Source organism: Georgenia halophila, assembly GCF_039541595.1.
The window spans coordinates 279225-296992 of the sequence record NZ_BAABGN010000011.1 but is presented as its reverse complement, the minus strand read 5'-3'; the positions used below and the strand labels follow the sequence as shown (position 1 = coordinate 296992).

At 70.1% G+C, this 17768-nt stretch carries 13 protein-coding genes; 7 read left to right on the top strand and 6 right to left on the bottom strand.

The window, feature by feature from the left end:
- Nucleotides 1-85: 85 nt before the first annotated feature.
- Complete coding sequence (locus ABD907_RS13030) at nucleotides 86-874, top strand: HAD-IIA family hydrolase (protein WP_345216688.1); 789 nt, start codon at nucleotides 86-88, stop codon at nucleotides 872-874.
- On the opposite strand, the gene ABD907_RS13025 is transcribed toward ABD907_RS13030, so the two are convergent.
- Nucleotides 871-1773 (bottom strand): metallophosphoesterase, encoded by a 903-nt coding sequence (locus ABD907_RS13025; protein ID WP_345216687.1) that lies wholly within the window; start codon nucleotides 1771-1773, stop codon nucleotides 871-873. The genes ABD907_RS13030 and ABD907_RS13025 overlap by 4 nt on opposite strands.
- Nucleotides 1774-2009: 236 nt before the next feature.
- On the opposite strand from ABD907_RS13025, the gene ABD907_RS13020 reads away from it, so the two are divergent.
- From ABD907_RS13020 to ABD907_RS13005, 4 genes are all read left to right on the top strand, one after another.
- A complete protein-coding gene (locus ABD907_RS13020) occupies nucleotides 2010-3587 on the top strand; it encodes a phosphatase PAP2 family protein (RefSeq protein WP_345216686.1) in 1578 nt (525 codons plus the stop codon).
- 168 nt (nucleotides 3588-3755) lie between these two features.
- The gene (locus tag ABD907_RS13015) at nucleotides 3756-5543 is read left to right on the top strand and encodes an NAD(P)/FAD-dependent oxidoreductase (RefSeq protein ID WP_345216685.1); all 1788 of its coding nucleotides are present in this window, start codon (nucleotides 3756-3758) and stop codon (nucleotides 5541-5543) included.
- Nucleotides 5527-6399, top strand: coding sequence for a hypothetical protein (locus ABD907_RS13010; protein ID WP_345216684.1), 873 nt, complete (start codon nucleotides 5527-5529; stop codon nucleotides 6397-6399). The genes ABD907_RS13015 and ABD907_RS13010 overlap by 17 nt, the downstream gene beginning before the upstream one ends.
- A 125-nt stretch (nucleotides 6400-6524) precedes the next feature.
- Nucleotides 6525-7616: a YihY/virulence factor BrkB family protein gene (locus tag ABD907_RS13005; RefSeq protein WP_345216683.1), complete on the top strand. Its 1092-nt coding sequence runs from the start codon at nucleotides 6525-6527 to the stop codon at nucleotides 7614-7616.
- A gap of 57 nt (nucleotides 7617-7673) precedes the next feature.
- Here the strand turns inward: ABD907_RS13005 and ABD907_RS13000 are convergent, their stop codons facing one another.
- On the bottom strand, nucleotides 7674-8573 hold the full coding sequence (locus ABD907_RS13000) for a hypothetical protein (RefSeq protein WP_345216682.1): 900 nt from the start codon (nucleotides 8571-8573) through the stop codon (nucleotides 7674-7676).
- Between the two features lie 386 nt (nucleotides 8574-8959).
- On the opposite strand from ABD907_RS13000, the gene ABD907_RS12995 reads away from it, so the two are divergent.
- Nucleotides 8960-10546, top strand: coding sequence for a ribonuclease J (locus tag ABD907_RS12995; protein WP_425555770.1), 1587 nt, complete (start codon nucleotides 8960-8962; stop codon nucleotides 10544-10546).
- A 55-nt stretch (nucleotides 10547-10601) separates the two neighbouring features.
- Here ABD907_RS12995 and ABD907_RS12990 read toward each other — a convergent pair whose 3' ends face one another.
- Together ABD907_RS12990 and ABD907_RS12985 are read right to left on the bottom strand one after the other, a co-directional pair.
- Nucleotides 10602-12062 (bottom strand): SulP family inorganic anion transporter, encoded by a 1461-nt coding sequence (locus ABD907_RS12990; RefSeq protein WP_345216864.1) that lies wholly within the window; start codon nucleotides 12060-12062, stop codon nucleotides 10602-10604.
- Nucleotides 12063-12337: 275 nt separating this feature from the next.
- Complete coding sequence (locus ABD907_RS12985; protein ID WP_345216680.1) at nucleotides 12338-13939, bottom strand: peptide chain release factor 3; 1602 nt, start codon at nucleotides 13937-13939, stop codon at nucleotides 12338-12340.
- Between the two features lie 320 nt (nucleotides 13940-14259).
- Here ABD907_RS12985 and ABD907_RS12980 point away from each other — a divergent pair, with 320 nt between their 5' ends.
- On the top strand, nucleotides 14260-14661 hold the full coding sequence (locus ABD907_RS12980; RefSeq protein ID WP_345216679.1) for a MerR family transcriptional regulator: 402 nt from the start codon (nucleotides 14260-14262) through the stop codon (nucleotides 14659-14661).
- Nucleotides 14662-14673: 12 nt separating this feature from the next.
- On the opposite strand, the gene ABD907_RS12975 is transcribed toward ABD907_RS12980, so the two are convergent.
- Both ABD907_RS12975 and ABD907_RS12970 read right to left on the bottom strand, forming a co-directional pair.
- On the bottom strand, nucleotides 14674-15864 hold the full coding sequence (locus tag ABD907_RS12975) for a PQQ-dependent sugar dehydrogenase (protein WP_345216678.1): 1191 nt from the start codon (nucleotides 15862-15864) through the stop codon (nucleotides 14674-14676).
- A 3-nt stretch (nucleotides 15865-15867) separates the two neighbouring features.
- Nucleotides 15868-17520, bottom strand: a complete 1653-nt coding sequence (locus ABD907_RS12970; RefSeq protein ID WP_486334099.1) for an alpha-amylase family protein — start codon at nucleotides 17518-17520, stop codon at nucleotides 15868-15870.
- Between the last annotated feature and the right edge of the window lie 248 nt (nucleotides 17521-17768).

Genomic DNA, 17768 nt, shown 5'->3' with positions numbered 1-17768 from the left:
ATGTCGTCCGGAGATCTCCAGCGACACCAGGAGGCAGCCGAAACACATGCCGGAGCCAGCGAACCGTACGGCCAACACACCGGACTTGAGTCCGGTACGAGGCGTCCTCCTCGACATCGACGGTGTGCTGACCGTCTCGTGGCGACCGATCCCTGGCGCCGTCGAGGCGGTGGAAGCGCTGCGCGCTGCCGGCCTCCGGCCCGGGTTTCCCACCAGCACCACGTCCCGGACCCGCGCCTCCATCGGTGCCTCGCTGCGCGAGGCCGGCTTCGCAGTCGACGACGAGCAGATCATCACGGGCCCGGTCGCCGCGGCGCACTACCTGGCCGAGCGGCATCCCGGTGCACGCTGCCTCCTGCTGACCAGCGGGGACGTCTCGGCCGACCTGCCAGGCATCGACCTCGTGGGTCCAGACGCCGAGGACGTCGACGTCGTCCTGGTCGGAGGGGCCGGACCGGAGTTCGACTACTCGGCCCTCGATGCCGCCTTCGGACACCTGGACCGGGGCGCTCGGCTCGTCACCTTGAACAAGAACATGTACCGGCGCACCGACGAGGGGCTGCAGGCGGACGCCGGAGCGTTCGTGGCAGGGCTGGAAGCGGCTGCCGGCGTCACGGCCGAGGTGGTCGGCAAGCCGGCGGTGGAGTTCTTCGCCGCCGCCCTCGACGTCGTCGGGACCGAGCCGGAGGAGACGGTGATGGTCGGCGACGACGTGGACGTCGACGTGCTCGCGGGTCAGGACGCCGGGCTCACCGGGATCCTGGTGCGCACCGGCAAGTTCCGCCAGGAGGCGCTCGAGAGGGCCGACGGCGATCCCAACGCCATCCTCGACAGCGTCGCCGACCTGCCGACCTGGTTGGCGGACCGGATCTAACCAGGAACGAGCTCGAAGAACACAAGCTGGGGCGGGGCGTTGATACGCACGGGCAGGAGACTGAACCCGATACCGCAGGTCACGAACATGCTGTTCCCCTCTGCGCCGTGGCCAGGAGGTGCGAACCCGTCCGCAACGACTTCCTCGTCCTCGGTCAGCCCGACGTACGACCACCGCGGCGCGCCCGGCAGGACGATCTGACCGCAGTGGGTGTGGCCGGCGACGGCCAACGGCGCCGAATGTGCCGGCAGCCGTGCGAAGGCGGTCGGGTTGTGCATCATCACGACGCGCGGGGCGTCAGCCGGCACACCGCTCAGCGCCGCGGCGGCATCGGTGCGCCCGGGGCGGGTCGCTGCCAGACCCACGGCGTACAACGGTTCAGTCTCGGCTGACTGCCCGTCCGGGGCTGGGATCTCGGTCGCCTCATTCTCAAGCACGACAATCCCGGCCTCGTCGAAAGCGGCCGTGAGCTCTTCGGCGGCCTCCACGGCGTGGTCGTGGTTGCCCAGGACGACGAACGTCGGGATCCCCGCCGCACGCAGCGGCTCGAGCAGCCCCATGACGGTCTGCACCTGCTGCGGGATGCTCGGGCTGGTGCTGTACAGAAAGTCACCGGCGATCAGCGCGGCCGCCGGCTCTTCCTCGACGACCCGGTCCACCACGCGCTCCACCATCGCGGTGTTGTCCCACCACATGCCGACCTGCAGGTCGGAGAATACGGCGAGCTCTGCCCCGTCCCAGCCCGCGCCCAACCCGGGGATCTCGGCCTGGTATCGACGCTCATCAAGGATGAACCGTGGCTCCACTGCCGTGCCATAGACGGCCAGCAACAGGCCGATGAGCGCGAGCACACCCACAGACCGGCTCAGGACTTTCCTGGTCCGGTGCTTTTCGCTCACGTGCCCGCACCTCCGATCTGTGTTGTTGTGCTCGATGCCGGCCACTCGCCCGGCAGGAAACGCGCATGGTGCGATCCGTTGTCCGTGGCGGTGAACGTCCAGCGATCCTCACCCACTGAACGACGGTGTGCACCCGCTCCTGCTCCTGAGCCGGTGCTGTCTGCCCGATGGGCAGGGCCGATGGACGCCGCGTAGCGTCGCCAGGGTTCGACCTGGCGACTGAGGGGCCGCACATTGTGAAGCGACGCACACCGGGTAAGGGACGGCACCCCGCCGGGGCTGTCCCGCCCACTACGGACCCGCACACGGACGCTGCGCTCGACGAGGACCAGAGTGCCGGCGAAGACCTCTCGGGCAGTGGGCGCCTGGGGGGTCTGAGCGTGATGGGCCTGGTGGTCGTCGTCGTGGGAGCAGTGCCGTTTCTGGTGCTGCTCGTGCTCGTCGAGACCCGGTGGACCCCGCTCCACGAGCTGGACCGCGCGGTGGCACAGGGACTCAACGACCTTCTCGCTGCGCGGCCGGGCGCCGTCCGAGTGCTGCAGATTCTCACCGAGGCTGGTGGTGGATCGACCGCGGGTTTTGTGATGGCGATTGCCGTGCTCTGGTTGCTCATCCGCCACCGGCGCCGGCTCGCCGCATACATGGCAGTGACGGGCATCGGTCTGGCGATCCTCGTGCCCGTGACGAAGGCACTCATCGGACGTGCTCGTCCGGAGCTGGCCCTGCCGGTCGTGGACCTCCCGACCAATGCGAGCTTTCCCAGCGGGCATGCGATGACGTCGTTGGTGACCTGGGGCGCGCTGGCCCTGGTCGCCCTGCCGGTGGTGAAGCCCTCGCGGCGGCGCCTCTTGATCTTCGGCGCCACCGCTCTGGTCGTGCTCGTCGGCTTCACGCGGTTGGCGCTCGGGGTGCACTTCGTCACCGACGTCCTTGCGGGCTGGGCGCTGGGCACGGCGTGGCTCGCCGTCACCACGATGGCCTTCCGGCGCTGGTTGCGCGCGCGGGGCGACTGGGTCGGGCAAGCCGGACTGGGTCAGGAGCCTGCACCTGGCATGCATCTGCGCACGATCGACGAAGCAGCCCTTCCCGGTGGCCGACGATCTGCCATGCGGATCGGCCTGGCGGCGCTGGGCACGTGTCTCGTCGTCGCGGGTATGGGGTTGCTGGTCACGGGCCCGCTGGCCGGGACCGCGGTCGGACGGTGGGACACGTTGGCACTCGAACAGCTGGTGAGCCTGCGATCCGGGCAGCTCACGCAGGTGGTGAATGCAGTAGGCAGCCTCGGAGGCCTGTGGGGCATCGTCACGGCTACCGTGGCGGTCGCGGTGCTGTCCCTCGCCCACCGGGGGAGCTGGCGTCCGGTGCTCTTCACCGTCCTCGCGGTGACCGGAGAGGTGGTTCTCTACGGTGTGGTGAGCCAGGTCGTCGCCCGCACCCGCCCGGACGTACGGGACCTCACCGAGGGACTGCCGACCAGCGCGAGCTTTCCCTCGGGGCATGTGGCTGCGGTGACGGCCGTCTACGGAGCCCTGTGCCTCATCGTGCTGACTTACGGTCACGGCCGGTGGCGTTGGCTGATCGTCGCCGCGGCCACACTCGTCATCATCAGCATCATGGTCGGCCGCGTCTACCTCGCCGCGCACTACCCCACCGACACCATCGGCGGACTCCTCCTGAGCCTGATGTGGCTGGCCGGCTTGCACCGATACGTCCTGGCGCCACGGACGGGCGAACCCTCGTCGTGGACGTGGCACACCGGCCCGGCACTTCACGGGTGGCAACCGCCAGCTTCCCCACCATCGGCGAACACATGAGACCCGGCTGACCCCACGCCTTCGAGACTCAACCGCCTCGTCCGAGGGCGCCGCGAGCTGTCCGGCACCCGGTGGACGTCCGAGGTTCTCTTGGCCCCGAACCCCTCGTCTGCCGACACTGGTGCGAGTACTGTCGTCGCTGCAGGGGCCCCTCGGGAGGTGGCGGCCATGGACCAGTCGGTTCCGGTCATGCTGGTCGCGACCAAGGATCCGATCTCTCGGCGGATTCTCGGCGACGAGCTGCACCGGCGCTACGGCGCCGACTACGAAGTGATCGTCTGCGCCGACCACCCGGACGGGCGCACGATGCTCGACGAGCTCCGGCGCACGAGCCGCACTGTCGTCCTCATCGTCGCCTGCTACGGCCCGGCCGACCGCGGCGGACTGGACTTCCTGCGTCATGCCTACGTCTATCACCCGGCCGCCAAACGAGTCGTCGCGGTCACGTGGGGTGACTTCGCCAGCGCCCCCACGGTGTTCGAGGCTGTTGCCCAGGGCCACGCCGAGCTGTTCGTGGTGCGTCCGGAACGGCCGCGCGACGAGGAGTTCCACGGGGCGATCACCGACGCCCTCGACGACTGGCACCTGGCTCAGGGAGTGGGGTTCGAGGCAGTCCGTATCATCGGCGAGCAGCGCGACGCACGGACACACTCGCTGCGCGACTCCTTCGGTCGGAATCACATCCCCGTGGGTTTCCACCAGGCCGGGTCCCGGGCCGGGCAGCGGATGCTGGAGAGCCTGGGCCTGCACGACCCCGCGCTACCGGTGGTCGTGCTGCAGTTCACCTCACCACCGACCACGCTGGAGAACCCCAGCGACCTGGAGATCGCGGACGCGTTCGGGCTGACCCGGCCGGCACCGACGGACAAGGTCTTCGACGTCGTGGTCGTCGGCGCCGGCCCTTCCGGTCTGGCGGCGGCCGTGTACGCCTCGTCCGAGGGCCTCTCCACGATGGTGGTGGAGCAGCAGGCCGTCGGTGGTCAGGCCGGCACCAGCTCGTTGATCCGCAACTACCCCGGCTTCTCCCGCGGGGTGAGCGGTGCCCACCTTGCTTACCGGTCCTTCCACCAGGCCTGGGCATTCGGGACCGAGTTCTTGTTCATGCGGCAGGTGAAGGGCCTCGGCACCGACGGCAGCGTGCGCACGGTGGCGATGTCCGACGGCAGCGTGGTGCGGGGCCGCACGGTCGTCGTGGCCACCGGCGTGGACTACCGCCGCCTCGGCCTGCCGGAGCTGGAGTCGCTGGTCGGCAAAGGCGTCTTCTACGGCGCCGCGATCTCCGAGGCGCCGTCGATGGCCGGACAGGACGCCTGCGTCGTGGGCGGCGGCAACTCGGCGGGCCAGGCGGCGTTGCACATCGCGAAGTACGCGAGGCACGTGACGCTGCTGGTGCGCGGGCCCACGCTGGCGACAAGCATGTCGGCGTATCTCATCGCCCAGCTCGAGGCGACCGCGAACGTCACCGTCCGCTACGGAACCACGGTCGTGGGGGGTCGCGACGTGGAGGGGTGCCTGACCGCCGTCGTCGTCGCACCCACCGGCGAATCGGACGGTGGAACTACCGAGGAGATCGAGGCGACCGGCCTGTTCGTGCTGATCGGCTCGGCGCCGCGGACGTCGTGGCTGCCCGACACGGTGCGGCGCGACCGTGCCGGATTCCTGCGCACAGGGGAGGCCTGGCCGTCCGGGGATACCGGTCCCCCCGGCCCGGCGAACGAACCGGCGAACGAACCGGCGAGGCCACCGCTGCCGCTGGAGACCAGCGTGCCGGGCGTCTTCGCCATCGGCGACGTCCGAGCCGGCACCATCAAGAGGGTGGCGACGGCGGTCGGGGACGGCGCCACCGTGATCTCGCTGGTGCACGGATATCTGGCCGACGACCCGCTTCCCGACCGGCGTGCCGACGACGGCACGACCGTGCGCAAGGAGCTGGTCGACGATGCGCGCATCGACTGACGGCGCGCCACTGATCCCGCCGATGCGGCGGCTGCTCTACGTCGCGGCGTTCCTGGTCTTCCTCGCAGGGCTCCAGCTGTTCGTGCTCCCGCTCCACACCGCCGACTGGTTCGCGTGGACGGTCGATCCCCCGATGACCGCCGTCTTCCTGGGCGCGGCGTACTGGTCCAGCGCGGTCCTGGAGGTTGCGGGCGCCCGCTCCGCCGACTGGGGCCGGGCGCGACTGTCCGTCTGGACGGTGTTCGTCTTCACGGCACTGACGCTCGCCGTGACCCTGGTCCACCTCGATCGGTTCCACCTGTCCGCGGAGCATCCGATCAGTGCCCGGGCCGTCACCTGGGGCTGGTTGGCGATCTACATCGCCGTGCCCATCGCGATGCTCACCATCGGCTCGATCCAGTCCCGGGCACGCCATACGCCCACAGGCTCCATAGCTGCGGCCGCCGGTGCGCTGCCCGCCGGCCTTCGCCTGCTCCTGGTGGTCATCGCTGCCGTACTCGTGCTCGTGGGGGCCGGCCTGCTGGCAGCGCCCACGCAGGCGGCCACGCTGTGGCCGTGGATGCTGACCGAGCTCACGGCGCGGGCCGTGGGCGCATGGTCGGTCGGCCTCGGGTGGGCAGCCGCGCACGCCCGGTTGAGCGGGGACGCACGGACGGTGCGGCCCCTCGGCCTGACCGCCATCGCCTTCGTCGTCCTGCAGACCGTCGCGCTGCTGCGGCACGGCGACGACGTCACGTGGGCGGGCGCGCCGGCCGTCGGGTTCTTGGCTGTGCTGCTCGCCATCGGGGTCGCGGGCGGATGGATGGTTTCCCTGAACCGGGTGCCGAAGGCTCGATCGGCGCTGGCAAGCTCCTGACTCTTGCTGAGGCTGCGTCGGCAAGTGTCGAGGCTGCGTCGGCAAATCCAGCCCCCGGGCGATCTCGGCTTCCGGTTGCCGGGACCCCGCTCACCCCGCACAGTGTCGGGAGCAGAGGAGGACCGATGAGCAGCCAGCACAGCACCGAGGCGGACCACGCGGACAAGGCCGACTCCCCCCGCGACCTCCACAAGCCCTCGTGGGGCTACACGACCCGCAAGGCCTTCCGCGAGTTCCTGAACGACGACTGCACCGACCAGGCAGCGGCTCTGACGTACTTCTCGGTGCTCTCCCTCTTCCCCGCGCTGATCGCGCTGGTGTCCCTGCTCAGCCTCGTCGGGCAGGGCGGGGCGACGGACGCGCTGACCAACATGGCCCGCGACGTCGCGCCCGCGGGCGCCATGGACACCCTCGGGCCATTCATCGAGTCCCTGACCACAGCGCCGGGCGCCGGGATAGGCCTGATCGTCGGTCTCCTCGTCGCGCTGTGGACGGCCTCGAACTACGTGACCGCGTTCTCCCGGGCGATGAACCGCGTCTACGAGGTCGAGGAGGGCCGGCCCTTCTGGAAGCTGCGTCCGCTCATGTACCTGCTGACCCTCGTCATGCTGGTACTCGTCGCCGCGGCGGCCGTCATCCTCGTGGTCTCCGGACCCATCGCCGAGACCCTCGGGTCCTACATCGGCCTCAGCAGCGTCGCCGTGACGGCCTGGCAGATCGCGAAGTGGCCCGTGCTGCTCCTCGTCGTCATCATCGCCATCGCGCTGCTCTACTGGGCCACCCCCAACGTCCGGCAGCCGAAGTTCAGATGGATCTCCACCGGTGCCGTCATCGCGATCGTCGTAGCGATCCTGGCTTCCGTCGCGCTGGGGCTCTACTTCGCGAACTTCGGCAGCTACAACCAGACCTACGGGTCCTTGGCCGGTGTGATCATGGCGCTGCTGTGGATCTGGCTCATGAACGTCGCGCTGCTCCTGGGCGCCGAGTTCGACGCCGAGCTCGAGCGTTCGCGGGAGCTGCAGTCCGGCATCCCCGCCGAGGAGAACATCCAGCTGCCGGCCCGCGACACCAAGGCCAGCGACAAGAAGGCAGCGAAGACGAGGGAGGACCTCGCTCGCGGCCGAGCCCTGCGCCGGTCACACGGGCGGACGCAGGATCCGGATCGCGTCGACGACGTCACCGACACCTCCCACCGGGAGGAGCGCCGCCGTCACTGACGGAGCCGGCACGCGAACCTCACGCGCCCCGTGCGGGCGAGACGAGCCCGAGGCCCGTCACATGGCCGGGATCAAGGCGGACTCGACGTGGACGGCACCATCGCCGTGCTCGGCGTCGAGCCGTTCCTGGAGCGTGCCGTCGTCGTAGGTCACCTGGACGTCGAGCCGGTTCTGCACGACCGACACACCGCTGCTCAGCAGTCCGGGCAGATCCCCCAGTTGCTCCTGCAGCTCGAGCAGCTCGGCCTCGGTCCGCTCTGCCGCGCTCACGCACAGCGCCCCGCCCCACACCTCGCGCAGGCGTTCCTCGGCCACGGCCGGTTCGCCGGCGACGCGCACGTTGAGCACGAGCTTCGTCGGGTCGTTCATGGCACGCTCGACCTCCTCGGGGTCGCCGCCGGAGGCGGGGTTGACCGACTGGTCGACCCACGAGCCCGCATATCCCTCGAGCCCGGCGGTGACGGCGAGGGCGTCGTTCATGGCCTCCTCGCCGGTCAGCTGGGGGTCCACCACCTGCCAGCCGCCGTCCGGCTCGGCGCACGGGGTGCTGAAGCCCGGCTCCTCGGGCGCGGGGCCCTGCCACACGGCCGCCCGGGTCACGTCTGTCACGGTGATGTCCGAGCCGTCGTACTCCCCCACTACCAGGAACTGGCCCCAGCGGACGCCGTCGACCTCCTCGAAGGATCCATTCTGATCGGCCCAGTCCCAGCCGAGCAGCTTCGGCCCGCCGCACTGGGGCGGCAGCGACTCCGCCACGGCGCCGAGGCACAGCTCCGCACCATCGCCGTCGTCGAGGACCGTCGTCGGGAGGCGCGTGGTGACGGTCGACCCATCGGCCGCCGTGGGGCCGGGCCCTGGCTCCGACCGTCCGGGGTCCGTGACGCGGGTGGTACCCCCGCAGGCGGCGAGGAGGAGCGAGAGGGCGGCCAGCACCACGATGTGCAGAGTCGGCTTCATGCCTTGCACAACGCGCGTCGGCGCGGCCGCGTTCCGCACGCTCCGCGACGTCACCTCCGTGGCAGCGAGTGATTCTTACGTCGCGGTAATGTGTGGCACGCAGGCTTAGCCTCGGACCCGCCGTAGGCTCACGTGGGAACGGCGGCTGCCATCGCCGTCCGCCGGGCTCGAGGGCCCCGCCCGGGCGGAGTTCCGACGTCGACGGTGCGATGCTCGCCCGGCACCACCCCCGCAGGCCGACGCTCGCCCCGGGCGCCACCCCATATCCGAACCACGAGAAAGTTGACCGCGTGCCGCTACTGAACGACCTCAAGCCTCCCGCACCACTGTCCGCCGGCGCCCTGCGCGTCACGCCACTCGGCGGGCTCGGTGAGGTCGGGCGGAACATGACGCTCTTCGAGCACGCGGGCAAGCTGCTCATCGTGGACTGCGGCGTCCTCTTCCCGGACGAGTCCCAACCCGGCGTCGATGTCATCCTCCCCGACTTCACCGCCATCCGGGACCGCCTCGACGACGTCTCCGCCCTCGTCCTCACCCACGGGCACGAGGACCACATCGGGGCCGTGCCCTACCTCCTCAAGGAGCGCCCGGACATCCCGATCATCGGCTCCGAGCTCACCCTTGCCTTCGTCGCCGCCAAGCTCAAGGAACACCGGATCCAGCCCCGGACCGTCCACGTCGAAGCCGGTGACACCCATCAGGCCGGCCCGTTCGGGCTGGAGTTCCTGGCCGTGAACCACTCGATCCCCGACGGCCTCGCCGTCGCCGTGCGCACCAGCGCCGGTCTCGTGCTGCACACCGGCGACTTCAAGATGGACCAGTTCCCGCTCGACGGGCGGCTGACCGACCTGCGGCACTTCGCCCGCCTCGGCGAGGAAGGGGTCGACCTCTTCCTGGTGGACTCCACCAACGCGGAGGTGCCCGGCTTCCTCATGTCCGAGCGGGATCTCACTCCCGCTATCGAGGAGGTCTTCTCGACGGCACCTCGCCGCGTGATCGTCTCCAGCTTCGCCAGCCACGTCCACCGGATCCAGCAGGTCCTCGACGCTGCGCACGCCAGCGGCCGGAAGGTCGCTTTCGTCGGCCGCTCGATGGTGCGCAACATGAAGATCGCGCGAGACCTCGGGTACCTCAACATCCCGCGCGGACTCGTCGTCGATTTCAAGAAGCTCGGGTCGATGCCCGAGAACAAGATCACGCTGATCTGCACCGGCTCGCAGGGCGAACCCATGGCCGCCCTGGCGCGCATGGCCAACAACGACCACGAGATCAGTCTCGCGCAGGGCGACACCGTCCTGCTGGCGAGCTCGCTCATCCCCGGTAACGAGAACGCCATCTACGGCATCATTAACAAGCTGATCGACCTCGGCGCGACAGTCGTCCACAAGGGCAACGCCAAGGTGCACGTCTCCGGCCACGCCAGCGCCGGTGAGCTCGTCTACTGCTACAACATCGTCCGGCCCCGCAACGTCATGCCCGTCCACGGTGAGTCGAAGCATCTGCAGGCCAACGCCGAGCTCGCCATCCGCACCGGCATCCCCGAGAAGAACGTCGTCGTCGCCCGTGACGGCGTCACCGTCGACCTGCTCGACGGCAGGGCGAGCATCTCGGGCAAAGTCCGGGCCGACCTGGTCTACGTCGACGGAGCCGCCGTCTCCGGAACCCACGAGCGGACGTTGGCGGAACGAAGGACGCTGCGCGACAGCGGAGTCATCACCGCCGTGGCGATCATCGACCCCGACACCAACAACCTCGCCGAACCGCTCGAGTTCCTCACCCGTGGCTTCGTCGACAACCAGGGCGCGCTCAAGGCGGCCGCCGAGGCCGCGAAGGCGGCGCTCGCGCGGGAGAAGACGGGGAAGATCGATGACCTCGGTGACGTCGAGAACGTGATCAGCAGCGCCATCACCCGCCGTCTTCGGCGGATCTATCGGCAGCCACCAGCCGTCATCACCGTCGCCATCGACGCCTGAGGCCGAGGTGGCGGCACCTCGGCCTCAGGACCTCGTCGGCTGATCGGCTCAGCGGCTAGTGAGCGCCGGCCAGGTGGCCGGCGAGGCGCCCGTGACGCTCGGCACTGGAGTCGTTGAGCCCCACGATCGTGGCCGTCTTGCCCTTGGCGGCGTACTTCGTGGTGATGGCGTCCAGGGTGGCAACGGTGGAGGCGTCCCAGATGTGGGACTGCGACAGGTCGATCACCACGTTCTCCGGGTCACCGACGTAGTCGAACTGGTAGACGAGGTCGTTGCTCGAGGCCCAGAACAGCTCCCCCACGACGGCGTAGACCCGGGTGTCGTCGTCGGGGTGGGCGACGTCGATCACCTGGGTGAAGTGGGCGACGCGCCTGGCGAACATCAGCGCAGCGACGACGACGCCGGTGATGACGCCGTAGGCGAGGTTGTGGGTGACGACGGTCACCACGACCGTCGAGAGCATCACGGCCGTCTCGGACTTCGGCATCCGGCGCAGCGTGGCGGGGCGGATCGAGTGCCAGTCGAAGGTCCCGACGGCGACCATGATCATCACGGCCACGAGTGCGGCCATCGGGATCAGGCCGACGATGTCGCCGAGGCCGACGACGAGGATCAGCAGGAAGATGCCGGCGAGGAAGGTCGAGAGGCGGGTGCGTGCACCGGAACCCTTCACGTTGATCATGGTCTGGCCGATCATGGCGCAGCCGCCCATGCCGCCGAAGAACCCGGTGATGACGTTGGCGGCACCCTGACCCCAGGCCTCCCGGGTCTTGTTGGAGTGGGTGTCGGTGATGTCGTCGACGAGCTTGGCCGTCATGAGCGACTCCATCAGGCCGACGAGCGCCATGGCGATGGCGTAGGGGGCGATGATCTGCAGGGTCTCGAAGGTCAGCGGCACGTTCGGCACGAGCAGCGCGGGCAGTGACTCGGGCAGGTCGCCCTGGTCACTGACGTTCGGCACGCTGAGGCCGAAGCCGACGGTGACCGCGGTGAGGGCCAGGATGCCGACCAGGGGTGCGGGGACGACCCTCGTGAGCCGGGGAAGGAAGACGATCAGCGCGATTCCCGCGGCAACCATCGGGTAGACGATGAGCGGCACGCCTCTCAGGTGCGGCAGCTGCGCCAGGAAGATGAGGATCGCGAGCGCATTGACGAAGCCGACCATGACGCTGCGCGGAATGAACCGCATCATCTTCGCGACGCCGAGCACGCCGAAGAGCACCTGGACGATCCCGGCGAGGATCACTGCCGCGATGAGGTAGTCCAGCCCGTGCTCGCGCGCCAGCGGAGCAATGACCAGGGCAATGGCGCCGGTGGCGGCGCTGATCATGGCCCGGCGGCCACCCAGAAAGGCGATCGAGACCGCCATCGTGAAGGACGCGAACAGGCCGACGCGTGGGTCGACTCCGGCGATGATCGAGAACGAGATCGCCTCGGGGATCAGCGCCAGGGCGACGACGAGGCCACCGAGGACCTCGGTGCGCAGGCGGCGGGGGTCGCGCAGGGCGGCGCGCACGGACCCGGCCTCGTCTCGGTCGACCCTGCTGCGACGTTCGGGCGAGCGGGCGGGGCGCGGGGCGTCGATGAGGGGCAAGCAGGCTCCAGGTCTTGGGGCGCGCGGTTCGCACGGCGGTCGGACAAACGGTCGGGCGGCGCGTCATCACACCGGGGGCACGCTGCTCGACGGTCGAGCGATCGCGCAGAGACGCTGGGCCTCTCGGATCGAACGCATCGAGGTTCAGCAACTCTAACGTTACGCGAGGGTAGAGTCTTCCTCGTTCCGAATGTGAGTCATGTCGCCACGAGCGACTCGAGCTCGGCGTCCGGCAGGGAGCGCTGGACGGAACGCACGCGCCACTCGTCCGGGAAGAGGGCGAGGAGATCGCCGTCGGCGCGCTGCAGCACCTCGACGCCCCGCTCGGCACTCAGGTCGCTCGCAGACTCGCGGTCGGTCCGCCTCGCCACGGTGTAGGCGAGGCGCTCGAGGTCCACCGGGGAGCCGAACTCGTCCGCCATGCGGTGCTCGGCGACCTCGAACTGCATCGGACCCACGGCGGCGAGCACCGGAGCCTGGTCACCCCGCAGGTCGGAGCGAAGCACCTGGACGACTCCTTCGGCCTCCAGCTGCGTGATACCGCGGCGGAACTGCTTGTACCGGCCGACATCTTTGGCACGAGCGACGGCGAAGTGCTCCGGCGCGAACGTCGGCAACGGCGGGAACTCGACCGGCTCGTCGGTGTAGATCGAGTCACCGATCTGCAGCGCCGAGGCGTTGACGAGCCCGACCACGTCGCCCGGGTACGCGGTCTCGACGACGTCGCGGCCCTGACCGAACGTGCGTTGCACGTACTTCGTCGCGAACGGCTTGCCGGTCCTCGCGATGGTGACCACCGTGCCGCGGCGGAAGACTCCCGAGCAGACCCGGACGAAGGCCATCCGGTCGCGGTGAGCGGTGTCCATGCCCGTCTGGAGCTTGAACACGTACCCGCTGAACGGGGCATCGACCGGCCGCGGGCGACCGGACCTGTCCTCCCGCGGTCCGGGTGGCGGGGCCAGGTCCACGAGCGTGTCGAGAAGCCGCCCGACACCGAAGTTCTTCACCGCGGCGGCGAAGAGCACGGGCGTCGAGACGCCGGCCAAGAAGGCCTCCTGGTCGTGGTCCGCACCGGAGGCGGCGAGCAGGTCCGACTCTTCCGCGCAGGTGGTCCAGGCCTCTCCTTCGCGTTCGGCCGCGGCCTCCGGGGCGAGACGCACCTCTGGCGCGACGTGCGCGCCGCCGGCGGTCGCGCTGAAACCCACGTACGAGGCGGTGTCGCGCTCGAGCACGCCGCGAAAGTCACCGGCTATGCCGACGGGCCACGTCAGCGGCGTCGGAGTGAGGCCCGTCCGCCTGGCGATCTCGTCCATCAGCGCGAGCGGCTCGCGCCCGGGCCGGTCCCACTTGTTGACCACGGTGATGATCGGGATGCCACGGTGCTTGCACACCGCGAACAGCTTCATGGTCTGCTCCTCGAGGCCCTTCGCCGCGTCGATGAGCATGACCGCCGCGTCCACTGCGGCGAGGACCCGATAGGTGTCCTCGGAGAAGTCGGCGTGCCCTGGTGTGTCCAGAAGGTTGAGCACGGTGTCCCGGTACGTGAGCTGTAGCGACGCGGACGTGATCGAGATCCCGCGAGCCTGCTCCATCGACATCCAGTCGGAGACCGTGTGCCGGCGGCCGGACTTGCCGTTGATGTGGCCCGCCTCACCGATGGCTTGGGCGTGCAGGGCCAGGGCCTCGGTCAGGGTCGACTTCCCGGCGTCCGGGTGGCTGATCACCGCGAAGGTGCGCCGCCGCCGCGCCGCCGTCGAGGCGTCGGTATGCGGTGTCGGTTCTTGTCCGTCGGGGCGCACCAGTTCTCGTTCCTCGTCAGTTCCTCGAGCTTCGGTTCCCGTCCGGCGAGCGGCGGGCACGTTCTCGGCGGGCCGCGCCACGGCCCGAGCATCGCGGGCCGTGCGCCGGCCGCCACGGCGGTCGAGCAGTGCGACGACGGTCGGTGGTCGGCCAACGGGAGAACTGCCCACGGTATCTCCTGGCGGATGACTTCCGTGTTCGGCACTCGGCGCATCGATCCTGCCGAACCCGCAACTCTACCCTCACGTAACGGAAATTTCGCGGGCTCGCCCGGTGAACGGCCGATAAGGTCGTCAACCACACCGCGATGGGAGAGCGCATGGCTGAGCACATGCAGATCGGCGAGGTCGCCGAGCGCACGGGCCTGTCCCAGCGCACGATCCGCTACTACGGCGAGGTCGGTCTCGCGGAGCCGTCCCGGCGCACGGCGGGCGGCTTTCGTCTCTACACCGAGGCGGACGTGGAGAAGCTCGAGCTCATCAAGAAGATGAAGCCACTCGACTTCACGCTCGAGGAGATGCGCGAGGTCATCGCCACGCTCGCCGAGCTGGGCAGGCCCCGGGGCGGGACGCAGCACGACCACCTGGCCGACCGGCTCGCCGGCATGAGGGCCATGGCCGACGAGCGTCGACGCCGGCTCGGCGCGAAGCTCGACGCGGCGGAGAGCTTCGTCGCGCTGCTGGACACGACGCTGGGCGAGCATCGGGTCACCGACGACTAGTCGAGACGCTCGTCAGAGGTCGGCGGGGTCGACGACGACGATCCGGTCGACGGGTTGCACCGGCTCGCCCCAGGCGATGTTGGAGGTCAGGATCCAGAGCTGCCCGGTGGCGTCGACCTCGACTGCGCGCAGCCGGCCGTGCTCCCCCTCCAGCAACCGTCGCGGCTCGCCGATCTCGTCGCCGTCGAGCGGCACCTGCCACAGCGACTCGCCGCGCAGCGTGGCGAGGTAGACGTGGTTCGCGGTGACGGCGACGCCGCTCGGTGAGGCCTCGGCCGGCCGCCAGACGTGCAGCGGGTCGGTGAACCCGTCCCGCTCGGTGGCGCCCGCGATGCCCTCGACCTCCGGCCAGCCGTAGTTCTGCCCCGGCTCGATGCGGTTGAGCTCGTCCCACCGGTCCTGGCCGAACTCGCTGGCGAACATCGAGCCCGCTGCCGGGCCGGAGGGCACCCAGCCGAGACCCTGGACGTTGCGGTGCCCCAGGGTCCACACGGGTGAACCGTCCGTCGGGTTGCCGGGTGCCGGGTCGCCGTCGCGCTCGACCCGCAGGATCTTGCCCGCGAGGGAGTTCGGGTCCTGGGCGAGCTCGGCCCGGCCGGCGTCGCCGGTGGCGACGTACAGGTACCCGTCGGGGCCGAACGCGATCCGTCCGCCGTTGTGTCGCGTCGGGTTGCTCGGGATGCCCTCGAGCACCACGCCGTCCCCGGTGAGGCTGTCGCCGTCGAGCCGCATCCGCAGGACGCGGTTGTCCTCGGCGGTGGTGGCGTAGACGTATACGCTCGAGGCGTCCACGGGGTCGATGGCGAGGCCCAGGAGTCCACCCTCGCCGCCGTGCCGAACGTCCGGGACGGTCCCGACCTCGGTGATATCGCCGTCGGGGCTGACCCGCAGCACACGGGCGGTGTCGCGCTCGGTGACGAGGGCGTCGCCGTCGGGCAGGAACTCCACGTCCCACGGTGACGTCAGGTCGGTGGCGAGCACGCCGGGCTCCGCGACCGGCGGCGTGGCCGGGTCCGTGGGCGTCGTCGTCTCCCCCGGCGTATTGGTCTCCGGCGTGCCGGTGCCGGTGCCGGGAGACGCGGCGTCCGGCGACGCCGTTGCCGCTGCGGGTGTCTCGCCGGCCGGCTCGTCCGGTCCGCAGGCGGTCAGCAGCAGAGCGACCAGGAACGCGGTGCCGGTCGCGCCGACGTGACGGACGCCCACGGGTCACACCCCTACGCGGATCCAGCGGTAGCCGTAGCCCGCCAGCGCCAGGCCGTCGCCGTCCCGGCCGCTGCCCTTGCTCGCCGGGTCGACGAGGATCTCCTGCGCACCGTCGAGCGAGAACTCGGGCGCGCGGGCCACCACCTTGTCCGGCGTCAGGTTCACCAGCATGAGGACGCTCGTCCCGTCGCCGTCGTGCCGCATCGCCAGGACACCGGGCACGCCGACGTCGACGGGGTGGTACGCCCGGTTCACCGCCTCGGGGACCGCGCGCCGGGCGTGCACCAGGTCACGGAGCCGGTCGAGCAGGGAATCGGCCTCCCGGGCCTGGTCGACGACGTTGCGCCGTCGGTAGTCGAACTCGCCGTCGGTGATCAGGTGAGCCGCGAGCCCGTCGTCAGACTTGGAGAAGCCACCCTGGGGACCGTCGGTCCACTGCATCGGTGTGCGCACCGAGGTCCGCTCGGGCCGGCTGAGGTCGTCGCCCTGCCCGACCTCGTCGCCGTAACGCAGCACCGGCACGCCGGGCAGGCTCAGCATGACGGCGTGGGCCATCGCGATGCGGCGGTCGTCCCCCTCCAGCATGGGGGCGAGCCGACGGCGTATCCCCCGCCCGTAGATCCGCATCTCCTCCTCGGGCGCGAAAGCGGCGTAGACCTCCTCGCGCTCCTCGTCCGAGAGCCGTTCCAGGTCGAGCTCGTCGTGGTTGCGCAGCCAGGTGGCGTACCGGGCGCCCGGGGGCGGCTCGGGCTGCTGCCGGAGCGCCTCGACGAGCGGCTCGGCGTCGTTGCGGGCCAGCGCGAGGAAGATGTGGTTGTTGACCCAGAAGTCGAGGATGAGGTTCAGCCGCCGGTTGTCGCCGAAGTAGTCGGCATACTTCTCCGGCCACTCGTCGACCTCTCCCATGATGGCGGCGCCAGGCCGCCCCGCATCGAGGTGGTCGCGGAACTCGCTCAGCCACCAGAGCCCGTCGTCGGTCGGATCGGCCGCCCTCGTACGTTCCATGATCGTGGGCACGGCGTCGAGCCGGAAGCCGTCGACTCCTCGCTCGAGCCAGAAGTCTGCGATGTCGGCGACCTCCCGCCGGACGACGTCCTTGCTGAGGTCGAGATCCGGCTCGTGCGAGTAGAAGACGTGGCGGTAGTACTGACCGGCGACGTCGTCCCACTCCCAGACGCTGTCCTCCACGCCGGGGAAGATGGGCTCGACGTCGCTCTCCTCCGGCTCGTCGGCCCAGACGTAGTAGTCGCGGTACGGCGAGCTCGGGTCACGCCGTGCCTCCTGGAACCAGCGGTGCTGGTCCGAGGTGTGCTGGACGACCAGCTCGATGACGACGCGCAGGCCGAGCTCGTGGGCACGGCGGACCAGGTTCTCGAAGTCTCCGACGGTCCCGAACCGGGGATCGACCTTCCGATGGTCGCTGACGTCGTAGCCGCCGTCGTGGTACGGCGTCTCGTAGAACGGCAGGATCCACAGGCAGGTGGCCCCCAGTTCGCGGATGTGCTCGAGGCGCTGGGTCAGGCCGACCAGGTCACCCCGGCCGTCGGCGTTCGAGTCGACGAAGAGGTTGGGGTCGACCTGGTAGATCACCGCATCGGCGTACCAGGGCCGGTCGTCCTGGCCGCCCGCGGCCGGGGTGCGCCCCGCCTCGGGCAGCTTGTTGCTCTTCGGCGGCGACGGCGCGGGCTGCTGGGTCGATGAGGTGCTCGTCACGCTGCCCCCTCAGCCGGCGTCGAAGCGCTCTTCGCCCTCCAGGGCGTCCTGGGACTCGTCTTTCGCGTCACGAGGCTCCCGGTCACGGTCCTGGTCGGTCATGCACCCCAGGGCACCACGAAAGGACCACGTCGGCATCTGCAGTCCTGGCGGCATCCGGAGTCTCGGCGCCCCGGCGAACGGGCTCATGG

Excerpts from the sequence above, each read along its gene's own strand:
- ABD907_RS13015 (WP_345216685.1), top strand. The coding sequence starts at position 3,756 with ATGGACCAGTCGGTTCCGGTCATGCTGGTCGCGACCAAGGATCCGATC.
- ABD907_RS13010 (WP_345216684.1), top strand. The coding sequence starts at position 5,527 with ATGCGCGCATCGACTGACGGCGCGCCACTGATCCCGCCGATGCGGCGG.
- ABD907_RS13005 (WP_345216683.1), top strand. The coding sequence starts at position 6,525 with ATGAGCAGCCAGCACAGCACCGAGGCGGACCACGCGGACAAGGCCGAC.
- ABD907_RS13000 (WP_345216682.1), bottom strand. The coding sequence starts at position 8,573 with ATGAAGCCGACTCTGCACATCGTGGTGCTGGCCGCCCTCTCGCTCCTC.
- ABD907_RS12995 (WP_425555770.1), top strand. The coding sequence starts at position 8,960 with ATGACGCTCTTCGAGCACGCGGGCAAGCTGCTCATCGTGGACTGCGGC.
- ABD907_RS12980 (WP_345216679.1), top strand. The coding sequence starts at position 14,260 with ATGGCTGAGCACATGCAGATCGGCGAGGTCGCCGAGCGCACGGGCCTG.